The organism is Halomonas litopenaei (genome assembly GCF_003045775.1).
Classification (GTDB): Bacteria; Pseudomonadota; Gammaproteobacteria; order Pseudomonadales; family Halomonadaceae; genus Halomonas; species Halomonas litopenaei.
Genome location: NZ_PXNS01000003.1, coordinates 175,643 through 196,026, shown reverse-complemented (window position 1 = coordinate 196,026; position 20,384 = coordinate 175,643). Strand labels below are relative to the sequence as shown.

Sequence of the window (20,384 nt, the reverse complement as noted above, 5' to 3'; positions counted from 1 at the left end):
CAACAGATGTCCAGGCTGCGTATCGCGACGCGCAAGAGCCAGTTGGCCCTATGGCAGGCCGAACATGTTCGCGATCGTCTGATGGCGATTCACCCCGGGCTCGAGGTCGAGCTGGTACCGATGTCGACCCGCGGTGACAAGATTCTCGACACGCCCTTGGCCAAGGTTGGCGGCAAGGGGCTGTTCGTCAAGGAACTCGAGGAGGCGATGCTCGACGGCCGCGCCGATATCGCGGTGCACTCCATGAAGGATGTGCCGATGCAGTTTCCCGAGAGCCTGGGGCTTTCGGTGATCCTGGAAGGCGCCGAGCCCACCGACGCCTTCGTCTCCAATGACTATGCTCGCTTCGAGGACCTGCCCGAGGGCGCCCGTCTGGGTACCTCCAGCCTGCGCCGCGGACTGCAGATGCGCGAGGCCCGTCCGGATCTCGAGGTCATCAGTCTGCGTGGCAATGTCCAGACACGCCTGGCCAAGCTCGACGCTGGCGAATTCGATGCCATCCTGCTGGCCACTTCCGGGCTCAAGCGGCTGGGGCTGGGTGAACGTATCGCCCAGGAGCTGCCGCCGGAGATCTGCCTGCCGGCCTGTGGTCAGGGCGCGCTTGGCATCGAATGCCGCATGCACGACACCGAGCTGGTGTCGCTGCTGGCACCGCTCGACGATATCGAGACGGCGACCAGAGTGCGTGCCGAACGGGCCATGAATACACGTCTGGAAGGCGGCTGCCAGGTGCCCATCGGTGGGCACGCCATCTATCAGGACGATGGCAGAACCCTGTGGTTGAGAGCCCTTGTCGGCACGCCCGACGGTTCCCGCGTGCTGCGTGCCGAAGGGCGTGGTTCGGTGGACGAACCCGAGGCGCTGGGGATCCGCGTCGCCGAGCAGCTGCTGGAGCAGGGCGCCGGGGATATCCTGGCCGAGGTCTACGGACCGCGTTGATGGGCACTCCGGTACTGATCACCCGGCCCGGCGAACGCGCCCAAGCGCTGGCCGAGGCCATCGAAAGCAAGGGGTTCAGCACCGAGCGGCTCGAGGTGATGCGGCAGGAAACTGTGCCAGAGACGGCAGATGTGCGCTCGGCCTGGCTCGACATCGACCACTTTCATAAGGTGGTAGTCATCAGTCCCGCCGCCGCCGAGCGGTTGGTCGAGGCGCTGGATCGCTACTGGCCACAGCTGCCCCAGGGGCTTGAACTGTACGCCGTCGGGCAGGCCACGGCGATGGTCTTGCACCAGGCGCTGGGGCTAAAGGTGAGGGTGCCTGCCCCCGCCGCCGGAGAAGAGACCAGCGAGGCCTTGCTGGCGCTGGCCTCGCTGCAGCGCCTGGAGCACCAGCGAGTGTTGCTGGTGGCGGGCGAAGGTGGCCGCCCGCTGCTGGGCGACACCCTGGGGCAGAGGGGCGCGCGTGTCACGCGTCTCGAGGTGTATCGACGTCGCCTGATCACTCCCGACGCCGGGGCCAGAACATGGCTCGAACAAGGGGGCTATCAGGCGTTGGTGGTCAGTAGCGGAGAAATCCTTGAACATCTGGCAAGATGGTGTTCAGAGGCCGCCTTTCAACAACCGCTTGTCGTATCCAGCCAGCGGTTGGCTACACTGGCGAAAACGCTGGGATTTCGCATCCCGGTCGTGGCGTCTGGCGCGTCTCCTGCGGCGCTGGCGGCCGCGGTGGCAAGGACCTGCGACCCAGAGGATGGCGAATGAAGATCTCTAAAAGGGCTAGCGACAGATGAGCAACCAACAGCACGATCAGGACGAGCAGCAGACCCCGTCCGCTTCCGGCCAGCAGGGCACAGGAAGCGCGACCTCAGGCACGGACGCCTCGAAGGGCGGCGCGGGCAAGGGGGGCTCCCAGCGGCGGTCGCGGCGTCGCGACAAGAGTGGCAGCAGCTCGACCGGATCCACTTCGTCCAGTGCCAGCGCGGCATCCTCCACACCCGCTGCGGCGACGGGCGGCTCATCGCCTGCCGGCGCCACATCGTCGAGCGCAGGCACCGCCAAGGCCACGCCGAGTGACGCCGCTCCGGTTGCAGCGAAGGGCGCCGCCGGGGACAGTGCCAGCAAGCCAAGTGCCAGCAAGCCCGACAACAGCGGCAAGGCCAGTGCCGGCAAGCCCGGCGATGGCAAGTCCAGTGACACCAAGGCCAGTGGCGCCAAAGCTAGTGACAACAAGCCCAGTGACAACAAGCCCAGCCCAGCGGCAGGCAAGGGTGGTAACGGTGGGGCTTCCGCCGGCGCTGCGACCTCGTCTTCCGGTGGCTCTGGTAGCAGCTCTGGTGGCGGCAAGGCCGGCGTCGTGGCCCTGGTGCTGGTGCTGATCCTGATCGCCGGTGTGGCCTTTGTCGGCTGGAAGGGCTGGCAGCTGCAGCAGGCGATGTCCGCGCGCATCGACCAGCTCAAGCAGAACAGCCCCAGCGTGGCCGAGGTCCAGGAGCTGTCGTCCCAGCTGGAAAGCGGCCTTGCCGAGCGTCGCGAGACCATGGGCCAGGCGGTGGACGGCATCAAGAGCGACTTCGACGCCTACAAGTCCGACGTCAACCAGACCCTGGATCGGGTACTGGCCGAGCTGTCCAAGGAACAGAACGCCGACGAGCGTGACTGGCTGCACGCCGAGGCCGCCTACCTGCTGCGTCTGGCCAATCAGCGCCTGCAGCTCGAGCGTGATGTCGAAGGTGCTGCGGCGCTGCTGCGCACCGCCGACGCTCGCCTGGAAGAGGCCAACAATCCGGCACTGGTCCCGGTGCGCCGCGCCATCGCCGAGGAGCTTGCCGCCCTGCAGACGGTGCCCAAGGTTGACCGGACTGGCCTCTACCTGGCCCTGAACGCCCAGCAGGAGCAGATCGCCGGCCTGCCGCTGGCCCAGGACATCGAGCAGTTCACCGCCGATACCACCATCGAGGAGGCTCCTTCCGGTGCCTGGCAGGAGCAGCTGGCACGGGTCGGTGAAGAGCTCAAGGAGCTGGTGACGGTGCGTCACCACGACCAGGCGCTGGAAGCCCTGATCACCCCGGAGCAGGAGTCCTACCTGCGCCAGAGCCTGCGTCTGGTGCTGGAGCAGTCCCAGCTGGCCCTGCTCAAGGAAGAGACCGGCCTGTACGAGGCCAGCCTCGACAAGGCCATCACCCTGCTCGAAGGCTACTACGACGTCGACGACGAGTCGGTGCAGTCGGTGATCGCTCGTCTGGGCGAGCTCAAGGGCAAGTCCATCCGCCCGGAGCTTCCCGATATCAGCGCTTCCCAGCAGGCGCTGGCCCGGTTCATCGAGCAGCGCTTCGAAGCGGGCGCTTCCGGCCAGGGAGATAACGCATGAGAAAGCTGATCCTGCTCATTGTCGTTGGCCTCGCGCTCGGGGCGCTGTTCGGTCAGCTGATGATGTCGGTGCCCGGCTACTGGCTGGTGCGGGTGGGCGACACCTCCTTCCAGACTTCGTTCTGGTTTGGCCTGGTGATCCTGCTGGCCCTGTTCATGGTGCTGCACTTTGCCCTGCGCGTGCTGTTCCGCCTGAGCCGTCCGGTCAGCCGCTTCAAGGTGTGGAACTCGCGGGCACGCAATCGCACCGCGATGAAGCGCACCGTGCGCGGCCTGGTGGCATTGGCCGAAGGCCGCTGGAAGCGCGCCGAGAAGGCCCTGGTCAAGGCCGCCGATGACTCCAGCACCCCGCTGGTCAACTACCTGTCTGCCGCCCTGGCGGCCCACTACCAGGGCCGCTATGACCAGGCCGACACCCTGCTGAAGCGGGCCCACATCTCCACCGACGGCGCCGATCCCGCGGTGGGCATGATGCAGGCCCAGCTGATGCTGGACCGCCAGCAGTACGAGGAAGCACTGGCGATCCTGACCCGCCTGGACCGTCATCTGCCGCGCCATCCCCAGGTGCTCAAGCAGCTCAAGGCCGCCTATATCAGCGTCAGCGACTGGGATGGCCTGCGTCGCCTGCTGCCGCGTCTGGCCGACCAGCAGCTGATCGCCCGGGAAGAGCGTGAACAGCTCGAGCTGCAGGCCTACCGCGAGCTGATCCTGCAGGAGACGCGCAATCCCGAGGATATCGAGCGGGTGCGCAACCTGTGGTCCGACATGCCCGAGTACCTGCGTACCAACATCGACCTGCTGGTGCTCTACGTCGAGACGCTGGTGCGCTGCGACGAACAGGTGATCGCCGAGAAACTGCTGCGCCACTCGCTCAAGACCAACTGGGACAGCCGTCTGGTGCTGCGCTATGGCCTGCTTGGGGTGGACGCTTCGCGTCAGCTGGTGACCGCCGAGAAGTGGCTGCAGGAGCGTCCCAACGATCCCGACCTGCTGTTGACCCTGGGTCGCCTGGCGCTGCGCAACGCTTACTGGGGCAAGGCCCAGGAGTACTTCGAGGCGAGCCAGCGTCAACGTCCCAGCGGAGTGGTCTGTGCCGAGCTGGCGCGGCTCTATGCCAACCTGGGCGAGCACAACAAGAGCCAGCTCTACTATCGCCAGAGCGTCGAGCTGCTCGACAAGTCGTTGCCCTCGTTGCCGCAGCCGAGCGACGCTCAGCAGGCCTGAGCCAGGCGTTCGATCTACTACGCAGTACCCACAAACGCCACGGGCGGGGCTTCGGCCCCGCCCGTGGCGTTTGTGGTCCTGGTGGGTGGGTCTCGTGCGCCGCGCCAGTCAAGGGGGCGGCGGCGTGGCGTCACCGTACTGAAGGCGAGAACAGGCCCGGCGTGCAGCTGCCGCCACGCCTGTGTTGTCAGAGTTGTGGCGCCACGCCTGTGTCGTCCGGGCTGTGGCGTCAGGGCTCGGCACCCTGGCGATTCGATCAATAAAAAGGGGCGGCCCGTAGGCCGCCCCAGAAGCGTTGCAGGTAAGGTCTGTCAGTTGCCGTCGGGGTCGTAGTCGCCCCTGAACTTGGCGTTGGTCTCGGCATCCTCGCGGGTCTCGTGCTCGCGGGGCGAGTCGATACTGCCGTCCTCGCCGGGCAGCGGTGCGGTATCCCTGGCTTCGCCGGTGGCCACCACATCCTTCTCGACCAGGCGCAGGTTGGCGGCGGGCGCCTGGCCCTGCTTGTCTTCGCCAAAGAAGATCGTGGTGTGCGGGAAGGGGATCTCGATGCCCGCCTCGTCCAGGTGCAGCTTGACCAGACGGTTGTAGGCACGGCCCACCGCCCACTGGTTGCCCGGGGTGGTCTTGATGCGCACCCTGATGTTGACCGAGCTGTCGGCCAGGGCGATGACACCGGCCACCTCGAGGGGTTCGAGGATCTCGGACTTGAGGTCCTCGTCGGAGGACAGTTCGTCGAAGGCGTTGCGCAGGGCGACGATCGCCTCGTCCACGTTCTCGCGGTAGGCGACGCCGTATTCGCCCACATGGTAGCCGAAGCCACGCATGTAGTTGGAGACCACATCGACGCTGGAGAACGGCACCAGATGGTAGGTGCCGTGCAGGTCACGGATACCCACCGAGCGGATGCTGAGCTTCTCGGCGGTGCCGGTGATGCCGCCCAGGGTCACCACGTCGCCGGTATTCATGGCGTTTTCCACCTGGATGAAGATACCGGTGATGATGTCCTGCACCAGCTTCTGGGCGCCGAAACCGATGGCCAGACCGAGCACACCGGCACCGGCGATCAGCGGTCCGATGTTGATGCCGATTTCCGACAGCACGATCATCGCCGTCATGGTGACGATGGCGATGGCCAGAGCATTGCGGAACAGCGACAGCAGCGTCTGGGCCCGGGCCGAGGGCATGCCGCGGCCGGTGGTCGGGTTCAGCTTGTGTTCGATCAGGCTGGCAAGGCCGATCCAGACCGCCGCGGCGACGATCAGGATGATGGCCACGTTGATCACCTGGCTGACCAGCACACGACCCGCTTCGGAGGCGTACCAGGTGGCCATGTCGAACACGCCCCAGGCGTTGAGCAGGGCCATGGCGGCGACGATCAGGATCAGCACGTTGAAGGCGCGCAGCATCGTCGGGACATAGGAGTTGAGGCGTGCCTCGAGCAACGGCAGCTTCTTGCGCAGCTCACCGGACAGGGTGATGCGACGACCGATGGCCTGGGCCAGCAGGCGCGACACCAGCATGGCAGCCAGCACGATACCGAGGGTCTTGAGGGTCGCGATCAGCACGAACGGCAGGGCGTCCTCGGGGCGTGTCAGGGTCAGCACCAGTACCACGGTGAAGTAGGTGATCGCCAGCAGATGCCAGATGCGGCCGAGCAGGCGCAGCGCGACACGGGAGGCCGACAGGCTGGACCTGACGGCAGCATCGAACAGCCCATCGCGCAGGCGGCTGCGATTGATCAGCACCACGGTGATGGCGTACAGGTAGGCGCCGATCATGATCAGAGCGCCGATGCCCTCACCGACACGGTAAGACAGGTAGGTGTTGATCAACGGGACCACCACCATCAGGCCGTAGCCGGTAAGGCCAATCAGCCGGGCGATCCAGCGATTCCAGTAGGACGCGCTGGGAGCGGTGATGGGCAGCAGTCGCAGGCCCTCGTAGCGTGAGGCGAACAGCATGCGCACGGCCGCCTTCAACAGCTCGATGACCAGGAAGGCATTGAGGAACAGCGACGCCCGGGTCGACAGGCTGCCCGTCTCACCGATGGCGAAGGTGGCGGCCAGGTTGCCGCCGACGTAGGCAAGACCCACCACGGCGGCGTCCACGATCACCGCCAGCACCACGCACAGCACCAGGCGGATGGTGGGGTTGAGGTTCTGACCGTTCTGCGAATATTGGCTCAACCGCGTGAACAGTGGCCTGACCAGACGCCTGATGATCACGAACAGCACAAAGGTCGCCAGAATCACCAGGCCGAGGTTGATCGCCGCCTGGGTGAACAGATCGAAGTTGAGTTCGCCTTCGGTCAGGGCGCCGTCGATCATGCCACCGAAGATGGCGGCGAGATTCTCGAACTGATTGCCGAACTCGCTGACCACTCGGCTGGTCATGTCCGCCAGTTGCTTGGGCAGGGTGGCCTCGGCGGCGCTGTCGACGGCCTGTTCACCGGCGGCCTGGGCCTGCTCGGGGGCGTTTTCCGCCATCTGTCGCAGTTGTTCGATCAGCTGGCTGCGGGCCTGTTCGTTTTCCAGCAGGTCGGCCAGGGTCGAGTAGGCCGGACCGTCACTGGAGGAACCGCCAGAGCCGCTGGCGTCACCGCCCTGCTGGGCGATGGCAGGTCCCGCGAGCAGCACGAGCGCGAGCATCAGCACGCTGAAGAGTCGAGAGCAGAGTCGTGATCGCATCACGCAAACCTTCTCCTTTGATGGGTGGGCCCGTCGGGGCAGAGGGGCGTCCTTGGACGAATCTGTCGCAGGCTAACATGCCCGTTTGCCGCTTGTACGCAATCAAGGATGTACAAAAGTTGTACGGATTGCCAATTCTGTGCCATATTGATCGTGAACGCATCCCATGCGCTTCATCCCTGCTAGGCAAGCACAACTTCGCCGCCCCCTCGGGCGGCGTTTTTTTTAGATTTTCAGCACCTTCAGCATCTTTGATCTCCCGCCTTCCGAGGCTCGGCATTGTTTGTGCCTTGTCGCTTTACGGGCCATCTGCGATCAGCCCGTTTCGCCACGCCGAGGGCGAGGTCCAGCGGTATTGCCACCGGTCACGACATCGCCCAGGTATTTGCATACCATGGCGGTTTTGGCCGAGGCGATTGGTGATGGAGTGGTGGACGCTGGCAGCGGTAGCGCTGGGGGGCGCCGCAGGAGGCATGGGGCGACTGTTCGTCAGTCGCCGGGCAGCGGCCGCCTGGGGAGTGCGCTTCCCCTGGGGGACCCTGATCGTCAATCTGCTGGGAGCCTTAGTGATCGGCCTGCTGGCCAGTCGCCTGGTGGCAGGCTCGACCGCGGCACTCATGCTGCTGAGCGGGGTGATGGGCGGCTTCACCACGGTGTCCTCCTTCAGTCTGCAGACTCTGGACCTGATGCGCGAAGGTCGTCATGCAGCGGCGGCGCTCAACGTCTCTTTGACCCTGCTGGCCGGCCTGGGCGCCGTGGTGGCGGGGCTTGCCCTCGGGGGTGGCCTGTGAGGTGTCGGCAGAGGGGAGAAGCATGAGTCAGGCAACAAGCGTCTGGCGGCTCTATCTGGCGGTGGGCCTTGGCAGCGCCCTGGGATCGGTGTGTCGCCTCTTGACCGGCGTCGCGGTCTCGGGCCTGGTGGCGTCGTCCTTTCCCTGGGCGACCCTGCTGGTCAACGTGCTGGGATCCTGGTTGATTGCCCGCTTTGCTACCCATGCGGCCCTGAGCGACAGCCCTCGGCTGGCGAGCCTTCATCCGCTTGTCGTGGCGGGCTTCTGTGGAGGTTTCACCACCTTTTCGCTGTTCAGCCTCGAAGCGGCCCGCCTGGCCACCGGCGGCAGCCCCTGGCTGGCGCTGGCCTATGTGGTGCTGAGCGTGCCGCTATGGCTGGCGGCGGCCTGGGCCGGTGACGTCAGCGCACGGCGGGCCCTGGTCAGAGGCTCGTCCGAGTAGCCCTGACGCTCGTCAGAGTAGCCCCGGCGGTCGTTTAAGTAGCCCAGGCCTCGTCTCGGCAAGCCAGGCGCTCACACCAGGCGCAATCCCGCTATTCCGGCCCCCGCGAGCCAGCGGACGGAGGGCCAGACCAGCGCGAGCCAGAACAGCGCGAGCCAGACCTAGGCGGGCCACCCTGGAGCGCAGACTCCGGGGTGGCCCGTTGGTCATTCTCGATCTTTTCTTGCCCGTCGCTGGGTGCCCGCCATGGCGGGCCCGTGCCGAGCACTCGATGCTCGGCACCTTCCGCCTCCGCCCTGCTTACTTGGCCTTGGCGTCCTTGCCGGCGGGCTTGGCGGTCTTCTTCGCTGCCTTTTCGGCGGCCTTTTCCACGCTCTTGCCGGGCGCCTGGAAGTGCTCCCGCACCAGGCCCAGCAGTCCTTGGGTCGAGGCGTCGAAGTCCTGGCTGCGCTCGTCGATCTTCTCGCTGATCTCGCCGGCGATGCGCTTGCCCAGCTGGACACCCCACTGATCGAAGGAGTTGATGTTCCAGATCACCCCCTGGACGAACACCTTGTGCTCGTAGAGCGCGATCAGCGCGCCCAGGTTGCGCGGTGTCAGTTCGTCGAGCAGCAGCACGCTGGAGGGGCGGTTGCCGGGGCAGCTGTAGGGGTCCAGGTCACCGCCCTTGCTGCTGCCTTCCATAAAGGCGTTGGCCTGGGCCAGCATGTTGGTGAGCAGGGCGAAGTGGTGGTCCTCGACGCCGGGCTCGGGCTTCAGCGAGGCGATGAAGTCGATGGGCACGTAGCGGGTGCCCTGGTGCAACAGCTGGAAGAAGGCGTGCTGGCCGTTGGAGCCGGTCTGCCCCCACACGATGGGGCCGGTCTTGTAGTCTACCGGGCGACCGAAGATGTCGACCGACTTGCCATTGGACTCCATGTCGAGCTGCTGCAGGAAGGCCGGCAGCTGATGCAGGGCCTGGTCGTAGGGCACGATGGCCTGGGTCTCGGCACCGACGAAGTTGATGTACCAGATACCGATCAGCGCCATCAGCACCGGCATGTTCTCGCCGAGCGGGGCGTTCTGGAAGTGCTGGTCCATCTCGTAGGCGCCTTCGAGCATCTCGATGAAGCCTTCATAGCCGATCGCCAGGGCGATGGGCAGGCCGATCGAGGACCACATCGAATAGCGACCGCCGACCCAGGCCCAGAATTCGAACACGTTCTCCTCGCGGATGCCGAACTCCATGGCGGCCTTGCGGTTGGTCGAGGCGGCGATGAAGTGAGCGCCGATGTCGGCGTCATCGCCGGCGTTCTCGACAAACCAGCGCCGTGCGGTGCGGGCGTTGAGCAGCGTCTCCTGGGTGGAAAAGGTCTTGGTCGAGACGATAAACAGGGTGGTGGCCGGGTCGAGGCGGCTCAGCACCTTCTGGATATGCGCGCCGTCCACGTTGGAGACGAAGTGGAAGTTCAGGTCCGCCTGGCGGTACTTGAGCAGGGCGCGGCTGGCCATGTTGGGGCCGAGGTCGGAGCCGCCGATGCCGATGTTGACCACGTCGCGAATACGCTCGCCGCTGTAGCCCTTCCAGTTGCCACTGCGGACCTCTTCGGAGAAGCGCTTGATCTGCTCGCGGGTGGCGTGGATCTCCGGCATCACGTCCTTGCCATCGGCGATGACCGGGCTGTCACCCAGATTGCGCAGCGCCGTGTGCAGCACCGGCCGGTCCTCGGTGACGTTGATGATGTCGCCGGAGAACATTTGGGCGCGACGCTGGACCAGTGCCGAGTGTTCGGCCAGCTCGACCAGCTTCTCCAGCACCGCGTCGGAGATCTGGTGTTTGGAGTAGTCCAGAAAAAGCCCGCCCACGCGCAGACTCATCTTGTCGAACCGCTTCGGATCCTTGGCAAAGTAGTCGCGAATCCGGTCGTCGGCGGTCTCGTCGCGAAGCTTCAACAGCGACTGCCAGGTCACGCTTCGGGTCAGCTGGAACACGGGAGAATCCTCGATATTGGTCAGTTGTTATCGCTGCGAGAGGAAATCCAGGCGTTGGCATCCGGGATCTGCATCTCGTAGTCCTGGCCGAGCCAGGGCGAGCTCATCATGAAGTCGGCGCTGGAGGGGTTGCAGGCCACCGGCACATTCCACAGGGCGGCCAGGCGCAGCAGCGCCTTGACGTCCGGGTCGTGGGGCTGGGGGGCGAAGGGGTCCCAGAAGAAGATCAGCAGGTCGAGTCGTTGCTCGGTGATGCGAGCACCGATCTGCTGGTCGCCTCCCAGTGGACCGCTCATCAGGCCTTCCACCTCCAGCCCCAGGGTGCGGCTGAGCCGCGCGGCGGTGGTGCCGGTGCCGAGCAGCTGGTGAGCGATCAGGGTGTCCTTCCAGCGGGAGGCCCACTCCATCAGTTCCTGCTTCTTGCCGTCGTGGGCGACCAGGGCGATGCGCTTGCGAGCCGGCAGAATGCGGCTGACTTCCTTGGCGGGTTGGGGCATGGGGCCTCCGGGATAAAGGCGTGGTGAATGGTGTCACCGGGATGAGGGATACCTTAGAGCGTTGAAGGTAATATTACTACGGCTTGGCGATGCGACTAAGGTCTAGCGCGGACCTTCATAGAGAAGGCGCGGGCAGTAAGTTGTCGAAATTTCGTGCTTATTAGAGTGTCCTTCATCAATGTTTTTGGAGAAATGTTGTAAGTTTAACAAAATAGTGCTTGAGTCCCGGCGCTGTCTGTACCACATTGGTGCCCACTGACGACGTCCTTGCGGGGGATTTGCATCTTTAGTGAATCCGCCTACCGTCGACTCACCAGCTTTCACGCAAGAACGCTTTCGCCGCTCAGGGGGATATTCGCTATGACGCTCAAGGTTGCCATCAACGGTTTCGGACGTATCGGTCGCAACGTGCTGCGCGCACTGTACGAGAACGGTTACCGGGACCGGATTGAGGTCGTTGCCATCAACGATCTCGGTGATCCTTCGCTCAACGCCCACCTGCTGCGCCATGACACCGCTCACGGTCACTTTCCCTTCAAGGTAGAACATGACGAGGAGAGTCTGAGCGTCGATGGCGACCGTATCGCTATTCTGTCCGAGCGTGACCCGGCCAGCCTGCCCTGGGCCAAGCTCGGCGTGGACATCGTGATGGAGTGCACGGGCCTGTTCACCACGCGCGCCGACGCCGGCAAGCACGTCGAGGCCGGTGCCGCCAAGGTGCTGGTCTCCGCGCCTAGCCCCGACGGCGACGCCACCATCGTGTTCGGCGTCAACGACGGCGTGCTCAAGGCCAGCGATACCATCGTCTCCAACGGTTCCTGCACCACCAACTGTCTGGCGCCGGTGGCCAAGGCGCTCAACGACGCCGTCGGTATCGAGAATGGCCTGATGACCACGGTCCATGCCTACACCAACGACCAGAACCTGTCCGACGTGTACCACAAGGACCCGTACCGCGCGCGTAGCGCCACCCACTCCATGATCCCGACCAAGACCGGCGCTGCCGCTGCCGTGGGCAAGGTGCTGCCGGAGCTTAACGGCAAGCTGGATGGCCTGGCCGTGCGCGTGCCGGTGATCAACGTCTCGCTGGTGGATCTGGTGTTCAACGCCTCGCGCGACACCACCAAGGAAGAGATCAACGAGATCGTGGCCAAGGCGGCGGAGAATTCTCCGGTGCTCAACGTCAACGCCCAGCCGCTGGTGTCCATTGACTTCAACCACGATCCGGCCTCCTCGACCTTCGACGCCAACCACACCCGCGTCAACGGTCGCCTGGTCAAGGTCATGGCCTGGTACGACAACGAGTGGGGCTTCTCCAACCGTATGCTGGATACCGCCCTGGCCATGCAGGCCGCCAAGTAAGCCAATAGCCCCCGCCCGCTGCCATCGGCGGGCCTGGTGTGGCACTCTGATGGTCGGGGCGATTCGCCGCCCCCATCATTGGTACAGACGCCGAAGCAGTCACTGCTTCGGCGTCTTTGCGCGCAAGGAATGCCATGCTGCCCGAATACTCCTGGCTCGCCTGGGGCCTGATCATCCTCTCCACCTACCTGACCGGCATCTCCAAGGGCGGCTTCGCCGGGGGCTTCGGTACCCTGTCGGTGCCGCTGATGGCGCTTGCGATAGATCCTATCGCCGCCGCTGGCCTGTTATTGCCCTTGCTGCTGGTGATGGACGTTCTGGCGGTCAAGGCCTGGTGGGGGCACCAGGATATGGCTGAGGTGAAGCGATTGATCCCCGGCATGGCGATCGGCGTGGTGGTGGCTACCCTGGTGGCGGGCAGCCTCGACGAGGACCACGTCAGGCTGCTGCTGGGGGTGATCTCGCTGTTGTTTGTCGCCTACATGATCGTGAAGCCGGCGGCCTCCAGGCCGATCGCCTCTTTCTGGGCCTGGCCCGCGGGCATCGCCACCGGTATCACCAGCTTTATCGCCCACGCCGGCGCCCCGCCGATGAACCTCTACCTGGTGCCCAGGCGCCTGCCCAAGACCCCCTTCATCGCCACCACCACATTGGTGTTCGCCGCGGTCAATACCATGAAGCTGCCGCCTTACCTGTGGCTTGGCGAGATCAACCTGACCAGTATCTGGGCGTCGCTGGCGCTGGTGCCGGTGGCCTGGTTCGGCATCAGGTCCGGCCTGTGGCTGCAGCACCGGGTCAACGAGCGGCTGTTCTACCGGCTGGTGATACTGGCCATGGCGGTGGTCGGGGTACAGTTGATCATAAAGGCGCTCGCCTAGGGCTCGCCTGAAAAGTGCCTGCGCTCGTCGACTTTTCGGACAGAGCCGAGCGACGGGCTGTAGCGGGCTCACGCCGACATGAAGTCGTTCCAGCGCCGCACCAGGTAGTTGTGCTCGTCCATCACCGTGTTCCACACCGCGATGCGGCTCATGCGCGTCATGTAGTCGCCGCCGTCGCGTACCTCACCCTTGTGGATCATGCCGCAGGGGCCTGACGGTCCGGCGAGTTCCTCCGCCGCGGGCTTGCCGGCGTACCAGTAGTCCCATTCCGCCGCAGACAGGTGAGGGCGGGTCAATTCAGGGGTCGAGATGTAGTAGCCCTGTCGTGCCATGACGGCGCCGGGCCAGCCCGAGATCCACCAGTTGAGATACTCATAGGCGGCGTCCAGGCTGCGGCCTTCGATGCTGCGTGACAGCGACATGCCGCCGTACCAGGCGCGATAGCCTTCCCTGGGTGCCGCCATGCGCACCTTGAGCTGGCGCTGCTTGAGGTCGGTCATCGCCGGTGACCACAGGCTCTCGATGCCGACGCGACCGCGCAGCATGTCCGAAGAGGCCTGGTCCTGGTTGCTCCAGAAGGTGCGGAAGTGCTGAGCCCGCTTGAGCTCGATCAGGCAATCGATCAGACAGTCGATCTCGGCGACGCTCAGGTTGCCCAGGTCCTCGAACTGCACCAGGCCCGCGGCCTTGGCGGCCAGGGCCGCGTCGATGGCGCCGATGGCGCTGTCGTTCTGCAGGCTGACCATGCCGCGCCAGCGCGGGTCCAAAAGCCAGCCCCAGCTTTCCTGCTCGCTGTCGAGGCCGTGGGGCAGCATGTCCAGGCGGTAGCCGAAGCTGTCCACGTTGTGGCTGACCGGCAGCATGGTGATGCGCTCGCTGGGACGTGCGCCGCAGCTGCCGTCGGCCTGGATATAGAGCCGGTCGACCGGATTACCGCCGGCACCGAGCGGCGCGTGGGGCGTCAGTCGGCCGGTCTTCGGCAGGTCGTTGATCGCACCCCAGTGGTGGATGCGGGAAAGCTCGATGGGCTGGATGGCCCCGGCTGGCCACACGAAATCGACGTTGTGAAACCACTGGTCGTAGATGTCGAAGCTGTCCGGTGCCAGCACTCCCGCCCGCTGTGCCGCCACCCCGTCCATGACGGTGAATTCCAGGCGCAGGCCCAGGTCCTCGCGAGCGCGCTGGCGAATGCTCTCCAGCAGTGTCACCGAGGTGCCCAGTACCCGCAGGGTGACCGGACTGCGCTGGACAAAGGGGGCGCTGGGCTTGGCGGTGTCAGGCATGCAGGATCCTTGGGCTGGGATGGTCGCTGACCTTGTCCATGAAGGTCGCAAGCGATTGTGTCACGCGCTCGGCGTCGATGTCCCGAGTGATGAAGATCAGCTCCGAGCGGCGGTCGTCCGAAGGCCAGGCCTCCACGTGCTCCGGCGGGTGGATGGTGTGCTGGACACCGTGGAGTACCACCGGTCGATCGTCGCCCTGGACGTGGAGCACGCCCTTGACCCTGAGGATATCGCTGCCATGGCGGTTGAGCAGCATCGACAGCCAGATGCCGAGGCAGGTCCAGTCGACCTCGCCCTCGAGGCCGAGGCGGAAGGAGCGAATATCGCCGAGATGCTCCGGATCATGCTGAGGTGGCTTGCGCCAGGGGCCGAGCCAGGACTTCACCTGGCCGGGGGTGAAACGCTGCAGGTGCGGTCCGCTGGCGAACAGCTCATCACTGGGCTGGCGTAGCGCCTCGGCGCCCAGCCGCTGGGCCGCCGGGTTGATCGTATCCAGCATGGCCTCGAGCCCTGCCAGGGTGTCTTCCTCGACCAGGTCGGCCTTGCTGATCACCAGCTTGTCGGCCACCGCCACCTGGGCCTCCCAGACGGGGTGCTGGGCGCGACTGTCGACGGCGTTGAGCGCGTCGACCAGGGTCAGGTTGGTGCCGGGGCGCAGGTGGTGGCGCAGTACCGGGTCGGCGGTGATGGTCGAGGCGATCGGGCCCGGATCGGCGAGTCCGGTGGTCTCCAGCACGATGCGCTTGAACGCCGGGATCTCGCCGTCCTGGCGTCGGGACAGCAGGCGTCTGAGCGCCTCTGACAGTTCGCCGCGGATGGTGCAGCAGACGCAGCCGCTGGACAGCAGCACGGCATCCTCGGCGATCTCGCCGAGCAGGCGGTCGTCGAGACCGACGTCGCCGAACTCATTGATCAGTACCGCACTGTCGCCGAAGGCTTCGCTGGCCAGCACCGACTTGAGCAGGGTGGTCTTGCCGGCGCCCAGAAAGCCCGAGATCACGTGCACCGGCACCAGCGGTGTCGTCTCGTTCATGGTGGTGTCCTCGTCGTGGTGGTCTGGGGTCATTGCAGCGAGGCCAGGAAGGCGGGATCGAGCGGGTCGAGTTCATGACCGCCCATGCGTTCTGCCTGCAGCCATACGCCGCCCAGATCCTGCACGATCTCGCGCTTGCCGGTGGCGGTGGCGAGCACGAAGCTCGCTGCCTGGAAGTCCTCGATGGTGATCCGGCGGGGGCTCAGCACGCGATTGATCAGGGTGACCCGGTAGGCGCGGGCGCGCCTGCGCGCGAAGTGGGCCTGCTCGGGGTCCTCGATGTTGGTGCTCCAGTGGCTTTCGCCGCCGAGTGCGCCGCACAGTCCGCACATGCCAACCTCCGATGGCGCCGTCGGCGCCGAATGAATGTGATTTATGCCGTCAGCGCCGAGCTGGCGCCAAGGGCCACCCGCAGCAGCGCTTCGTCCTCGCCGCAGGGGCCGCTCAGCTGCAGGCTGGTGTGCTGGCGGTCGTCGTCGCGCCCGCTGGGCAGCGCCACCGCCGGCGAGTCGAGCAGGCTCGCCACCATGCTCAGGCGCAGCGTCGCCAGATTGACCTCGGCAAAGTGCTCGGGGTCGGCTTCCAGCGGCGCGAGCAAGGGCGCCACATGCGCCACCGTGGGCGTCAGCAGGGTCGCGCCCGCGAGCTCCTCGCGCAGCCGCGTCTTGAGCGCCTGACGCAGGCGATACAGGCTGACCACGCTGTCCGGGGGCATCTGGCGGGCGGCCTCCAGGCGCTTGCGTACCCTGGGGTCCATGGCCTCGGCATCGGGGCCTTCCAGCAGAGCGCGGTACTCGGTGTAGGCCTCCGCCGCGCCCAGCCAGCCGTGGCGGGTGATGGCCTCCAGGGTGTCGGCGACGCTCGCCACACGGCGACGGACGATGTGGAAGCCGGCATCCTCGAGACGGCTGGCGCAGGCCTCCAGATTGTCGCCCACGGCACGGGATACCCTCGGGTCGTCGAGGCAGCCTGCATCGAGCACGATCACCGACTGTTCGGGCACGGCGGCGGCACGAACCGGCGGCGCGCTGCCGCGCATCGTGTCGTCGATGGTCAGGCAGTCCTCGAGGGTGCTGGCGATGACGCCGATGGTGTCCAGGCTGTCGGCCAGCGGTGTCACTCCCTGGCGCGAGTGGCGGGCCTGGGAGGGGCGATAGGACACCAGCCCATTGAAGGCCGCGGGGACGCGCAGCGAGCCGGCGGTGTCGGTGCCGATGGCGGCCGGCACGATGCCTTGGGCGACCGCCACCGCGGAGCCGGAGCTGGACCCGCCGGGGGCCCTGGGCTCGTTCTCGTTTCTGCTTTCGTGCTCGCTCGAGGTGGGGGGAGGGGTATGGTGCGGCGTACCGTAGTGGGGGTTGAGGCCAAGCCCCGAGTAGGCGATCTCGGTGAGGTTGGTCTTGCCGATGCAGACCATGCCTGCGCCGGCTGTGTGGCGTACCGCCTCGGCGTCGCGCTCGGCCGGCGTCTTGCCCAGCACCTTGCCGCCGGCGGTGGTGGCGGTACCGGCGATGTCGAACAGATCCTTCCAGGCCAGCGGCACGCCGTCCAGCGGCCCGCGCAGGGTGCCCGAGCGCTGACGCTGGGCACAGGCCTCGGCCTCGACCAGGGCGCGTTGTTCGGTCAGCGAGATAAAGACGCCGTCACTGTCGGCGGCCCGGGTCAGGCATTGGCGGGTCAACGCGACCGGATCGAGTTCGCCGCGTCGGATGGCCTCGCCGATGGCCAGGGCGGTGAAGGGTTGTGCAGGCATGCACGTCTCCTGTAGCGGGTGGTGGGCGCCGCCGCGGGCGGCGCCAGACGACGACTCAGCGATCCTCGCGCTTGAGCGCGGAGTCGGGGATGTCACCGGTTTCCAGGCGTTCGAAGCGTCCCTTTTCGGTGTAGACCCAGTTGCGGCCCACCGAGGTGGCGAGGAATCGGTCGTCGTAGCCGGAGGTGATCTCCTCCTGAGGATAGCGCCGCAGCACCCAGGCTTTCATCAGTACGATATAGACCACCAGGGCCGAGCCGAAGCCTACCGCGTAGGCGTACTCGAGGAAGATCAGCGCCAGGCCACCGCCGATGATCCAGGCGATGAGGCCGGCGGGGTTGAAGCCGCCGCTGAAGCGGAACTGGCCGTTGGGATCGTACAGCGCCGGAACGTTGAGGCGACGCCGACGCAGCAGGTAGTAGTCGGCCACCATGATGCCGCCCACCGCCGACAGCACGGCGCCGTAGTAGCTGAGGAAGGTGAACAGGTTGTTGAGGATCAGCCAGGGCATCGAGGCGGTGCCGATGATGCCGGCGATGACCAGGGCGACCGGGTAGCTGACCCTTGGCGCGCCGGCGTTGACGAAGGTCAGCGCCGCCGGGATCAGGTTGGCTGCGTTGTTGGTCGACCACTGGGCCAGGATCACCATCGCCAGCAGTGCGATCAGGGTGAGGCCGCCGCCCTGTCCCTGAATGACGGTGACCGGATTCCAGTCACCGGCGGCGATGAAGGACACGCCGCCGATCAGCGCGATCCAGGCCTGGGTGGCCGGCAGTGCCAGAAACTGGGCGACGAAGACGTTCTTGTTGCGCTGAAAGAAACTGCGCTCGCCACCTTTTGTCTTGAGGAAGCGGGTCAGGTTGGGGATATCCACCGCCAGCGCCGACCAGAACGCCATGTTGGCGAAGAACAGGCCGAGGGCGGCCACATTCTGGTCGCCGACGAAGGTCCAGATATTGATGCCCTGGGTCTCGGCGAGCACGTCGAGGGTGAAGTACATCCACACCGAGATGGCCACGATGCAGGGGGCGGCGATCGACGCCAGCAACTCCACCGCGCGGATGCCCAGGGCGGTGTTGACGATCTGGACCACGGCAAACAGCACATACCACAGGATCCAGTTGTCCAGGCCCCACAGGTACTCGACGATGCCGTTCAGGGCCAGCGCACCCAGATAGGTCTGTACGCCGAACCAGATGGCCGCCACTACCCCGCGAGACACCGCCGGCAGGTGGGTGCCCTTGAGCCCGAAGGGCGCGCGCAGGTAGACCGCGAACGAGAGCCCGTGTTCGGTGCCGATGTCGGCGGTCAGGCTCATCACCACGCCGAGCACCAGGTTAGCCAGGAAGATGATGGCGACGACCTGAATCAGCGGAAGGCCCGCGACCCCGCCGGCACCCAGTTGGAAGGTGGCGATGATCACCGCCATGCCGATCCATAGCCAGATGAAGCCAAAAAAGCCGATGGTGCGTTGATTCAGCCAGACCGGCAGGATCGCCGCTTCCAGCAGGTGGTCGCCGCTGTCGCGGGCTGCCGCCGAAGTGGCGGGGGTGGGGGCGTCTTGTGGTGTGGCCACGGGAGCGCTCCTTGAATGTCGTTGGTTGTTGTTGGAGGCGATAGCGACGTCGGACGAAGAGATATCTCCGTTTCGCATAAATGCAGTATGGATACAAAAATCATTTTTTGGCAAGGGCCGTCCTGCGCCTTAAGCCGCATAGGGGCCGAGGACAATCTGTAATAGGCTGTTTTCCGGTAAAAAGGCTTTTTTGTGTTCGTGCAGACGGGCATGGATCTTGTGAAGTTGGCAACAAACGTCATTTCCGAGTGGCTCGAAAGGGTCCTGAAGAGGTGTCAAGATGGGCGCTTGTTGCCCGGCTGCCGGGCCTTGGATCGTGGCTGCCGGATATCGGTGGCGTGTAAGCGAGAGGTCAGGTGATTGGACGTCAGGGAGGAACGGGTGCTGAGTACGCCAGCTAGGTCGAGGCAGGAGGGCAGTCGCGCCCCCCGCTACGCGCTGATCCAGGATTCACTGCGAGAAGCCATCGAGTCGGGGCGGGTGCCGCCCAATCAGGTGTTGCTGGAAGGGCCTATCGCACGGCTGTTCGGCACCAGTCGTGGGCCGGTACGCAAGGCGCTGGAGCTTTTGCACCAGCAGGGCCTGATCAGCCGCTTTGAAGGGCGCGGCTTTCTGGCGACACCCGATCCCGGAGCGGTGGAGCCGGCGCGGGAGGCGCTGACCCCTGAGCGTCTTGGTCTCGGCATCGATGAGTCACCGGTGGTGGATACCCGTCCGGCGGCCGAGCGCATCCACGCCGAGGTCGAGGAGGCGGTGGCCACCTGTCTGGCGTTTGGTCACTTCCGCATCGTCGAGACCAGCCTCAGCGACTACTACGGCGTCAGCCGCACCGTGGCGCGAGAGGTGCTGGGGCGGCTGCGCAGCCAACGGCTGATCGAAAAGGATCGCCACTCCCATTGGCTGGCGGGGCCGCTGACCGCCCAGGCGGTGGCCGAGGACTACGAGATTCGAGTGCTGCTGGAGCCGGCGGCGCTCAAGGCCTCTGGCCCGCTGATCGAACGTGAGGAGCTCGAGCTGATGCGCGACCGGGTGCAGCGACTGATCGACCACCCCGAGCAGCAGTCTGCCGCGACCATCGCTCGACTGGAACGTGACCTGCACCAGGGTTGCCTGCGTCACTACCGCAATCGCAAGGCCGGCGAGATGATTGCCCAGAGCCAGTTGCCGGTCATCGTCAATCGCATGTTCTTCCAGACGCTGGGGGTTCCTCGGGACGAGCCCCTGTTGATGGAGCACAAGCTGGTGATCGATCACCTGCTGTTTGGCGCCTTCGACGCCGCCGCCTCGAGTCTGCAGTCCCACCTTCAGGCGGCTGCCGAGCGCACCCGCCGTCGGCTCAAGGTGCTGTCGGTGTTCCCCGAACCCGACCTTCCCCCCTACCTCCAGCGTATCGTCTGACGCAAGCGCAGGGCGCAAGGCGAGCGTCGGTGCCGCCTTGCGCTCCGTCCTCTGCATGTTTCTTTCTTTCCGGTCTCTTGCCTTTTGCGGCCTTTCCTCAAGTCTAGCGGTCGGCCTGCCCCAGGCCGGCGTGCTGTCCTGTCCCCCCCCCCTGGTCTGGAAATAAAAAATGTCAGTTGGA

17 protein-coding genes are annotated in these 20,384 nt (G+C 65.7%); 9 read left to right on the top strand and 8 right to left on the bottom strand.

Annotation, left to right across the window (positions count from 1 at the left end):
- Window positions 1-6 precede the first annotated feature (6 nt).
- The 4 genes from hemC to C6W88_RS06005 are packed head-to-tail and all read left to right on the top strand — an operon-like array spanning window position 7 to window position 4,532.
- Window positions 7-939 (top strand): hydroxymethylbilane synthase, encoded by a 933-nt coding sequence (gene hemC, locus C6W88_RS06020; RefSeq protein ID WP_045993946.1) that lies wholly within the window; start codon window positions 7-9, stop codon window positions 937-939.
- Window positions 939-1,703: a uroporphyrinogen-III synthase gene (locus tag C6W88_RS06015; RefSeq protein ID WP_045993947.1), complete on the top strand. Its 765-nt coding sequence runs from the start codon at window positions 939-941 to the stop codon at window positions 1,701-1,703. Before hemC ends, C6W88_RS06015 begins: the two co-directional genes overlap by 1 nt.
- A gap of 25 nt (window positions 1,704-1,728) precedes the next feature.
- Window positions 1,729-3,309 (top strand): uroporphyrinogen-III C-methyltransferase, encoded by a 1,581-nt coding sequence (locus C6W88_RS06010; protein WP_108131861.1) that lies wholly within the window; start codon window positions 1,729-1,731, stop codon window positions 3,307-3,309.
- Window positions 3,306-4,532 (top strand): heme biosynthesis HemY N-terminal domain-containing protein, encoded by a 1,227-nt coding sequence (locus C6W88_RS06005; protein WP_045993949.1) that lies wholly within the window; start codon window positions 3,306-3,308, stop codon window positions 4,530-4,532. Before C6W88_RS06010 ends, C6W88_RS06005 begins: the two co-directional genes overlap by 4 nt.
- A gap of 311 nt (window positions 4,533-4,843) precedes the next feature.
- Here the strand turns inward: C6W88_RS06005 and ybiO are convergent, their stop codons facing one another.
- On the bottom strand, window positions 4,844-7,219 hold the full coding sequence (ybiO, locus tag C6W88_RS06000; protein ID WP_045993124.1) for a mechanosensitive channel protein: 2,376 nt from the start codon (window positions 7,217-7,219) through the stop codon (window positions 4,844-4,846).
- A 422-nt stretch (window positions 7,220-7,641) separates the two neighbouring features.
- Between ybiO and C6W88_RS05995 the strand changes: the two genes are divergently transcribed.
- Together C6W88_RS05995 and C6W88_RS05990 are read left to right on the top strand one after the other, a co-directional pair.
- Window positions 7,642-8,010, top strand: coding sequence for a fluoride efflux transporter FluC (locus tag C6W88_RS05995; protein WP_108131860.1), 369 nt, complete (start codon window positions 7,642-7,644; stop codon window positions 8,008-8,010).
- 22 nt (window positions 8,011-8,032) lie between these two features.
- A complete protein-coding gene (locus C6W88_RS05990) occupies window positions 8,033-8,452 on the top strand; it encodes a fluoride efflux transporter FluC (RefSeq protein ID WP_108131859.1) in 420 nt (139 codons plus the stop codon).
- A 300-nt stretch (window positions 8,453-8,752) separates the two neighbouring features.
- Here C6W88_RS05990 and pgi read toward each other — a convergent pair whose 3' ends face one another.
- Together pgi and C6W88_RS05980 are read right to left on the bottom strand one after the other, a co-directional pair.
- Window positions 8,753-10,423, bottom strand: coding sequence for a glucose-6-phosphate isomerase (pgi, locus tag C6W88_RS05985; protein WP_045993127.1), 1,671 nt, complete (start codon window positions 10,421-10,423; stop codon window positions 8,753-8,755).
- Window positions 10,424-10,443: 20 nt separating this feature from the next.
- Complete coding sequence (locus tag C6W88_RS05980) at window positions 10,444-10,920, bottom strand: methylglyoxal synthase (protein ID WP_108131858.1); 477 nt, start codon at window positions 10,918-10,920, stop codon at window positions 10,444-10,446.
- A 360-nt stretch (window positions 10,921-11,280) separates the two neighbouring features.
- Between C6W88_RS05980 and gap the strand changes: the two genes are divergently transcribed.
- Window positions 11,281-12,282, top strand: a complete 1,002-nt coding sequence (gene gap / locus C6W88_RS05975; protein ID WP_045993129.1) for a type I glyceraldehyde-3-phosphate dehydrogenase — start codon at window positions 11,281-11,283, stop codon at window positions 12,280-12,282.
- Between the two features lie 134 nt (window positions 12,283-12,416).
- Window positions 12,417-13,160, top strand: coding sequence for a sulfite exporter TauE/SafE family protein (locus C6W88_RS05970; protein ID WP_108131857.1), 744 nt, complete (start codon window positions 12,417-12,419; stop codon window positions 13,158-13,160).
- 68 nt (window positions 13,161-13,228) lie between these two features.
- Here C6W88_RS05970 and C6W88_RS05965 read toward each other — a convergent pair whose 3' ends face one another.
- From C6W88_RS05965 to C6W88_RS05945, 5 genes are read right to left on the bottom strand one after another with little or no spacing between them, the layout of a single operon-like run.
- Window positions 13,229-14,443 carry an ABC transporter substrate-binding protein gene (locus C6W88_RS05965; protein WP_108131856.1) on the bottom strand — a complete coding sequence of 405 codons (1,215 nt, stop codon included), beginning with the start codon at window positions 14,441-14,443 and terminating at the stop codon, window positions 13,229-13,231.
- Window positions 14,436-15,476, bottom strand: coding sequence for a CobW family GTP-binding protein (locus tag C6W88_RS05960; protein ID WP_045993132.1), 1,041 nt, complete (start codon window positions 15,474-15,476; stop codon window positions 14,436-14,438). The genes C6W88_RS05965 and C6W88_RS05960 overlap by 8 nt, the downstream gene beginning before the upstream one ends.
- A gap of 29 nt (window positions 15,477-15,505) precedes the next feature.
- Window positions 15,506-15,808, bottom strand: a complete 303-nt coding sequence (locus C6W88_RS05955) for a hypothetical protein (protein WP_045993133.1) — start codon at window positions 15,806-15,808, stop codon at window positions 15,506-15,508.
- Between the two features lie 41 nt (window positions 15,809-15,849).
- Window positions 15,850-17,229, bottom strand: a complete 1,380-nt coding sequence (locus tag C6W88_RS05950; protein ID WP_108131855.1) for an amidase family protein — start codon at window positions 17,227-17,229, stop codon at window positions 15,850-15,852.
- A 55-nt stretch (window positions 17,230-17,284) separates the two neighbouring features.
- Complete coding sequence (locus tag C6W88_RS05945) at window positions 17,285-18,805, bottom strand: NCS1 family transporter (RefSeq protein WP_231498543.1); 1,521 nt, start codon at window positions 18,803-18,805, stop codon at window positions 17,285-17,287.
- A 360-nt stretch (window positions 18,806-19,165) separates the two neighbouring features.
- On the opposite strand from C6W88_RS05945, the gene C6W88_RS05940 reads away from it, so the two are divergent.
- Window positions 19,166-20,203, top strand: coding sequence for a GntR family transcriptional regulator (locus tag C6W88_RS05940; RefSeq protein ID WP_197037078.1), 1,038 nt, complete (start codon window positions 19,166-19,168; stop codon window positions 20,201-20,203).
- Window positions 20,204-20,384 lie beyond the last annotated feature (181 nt).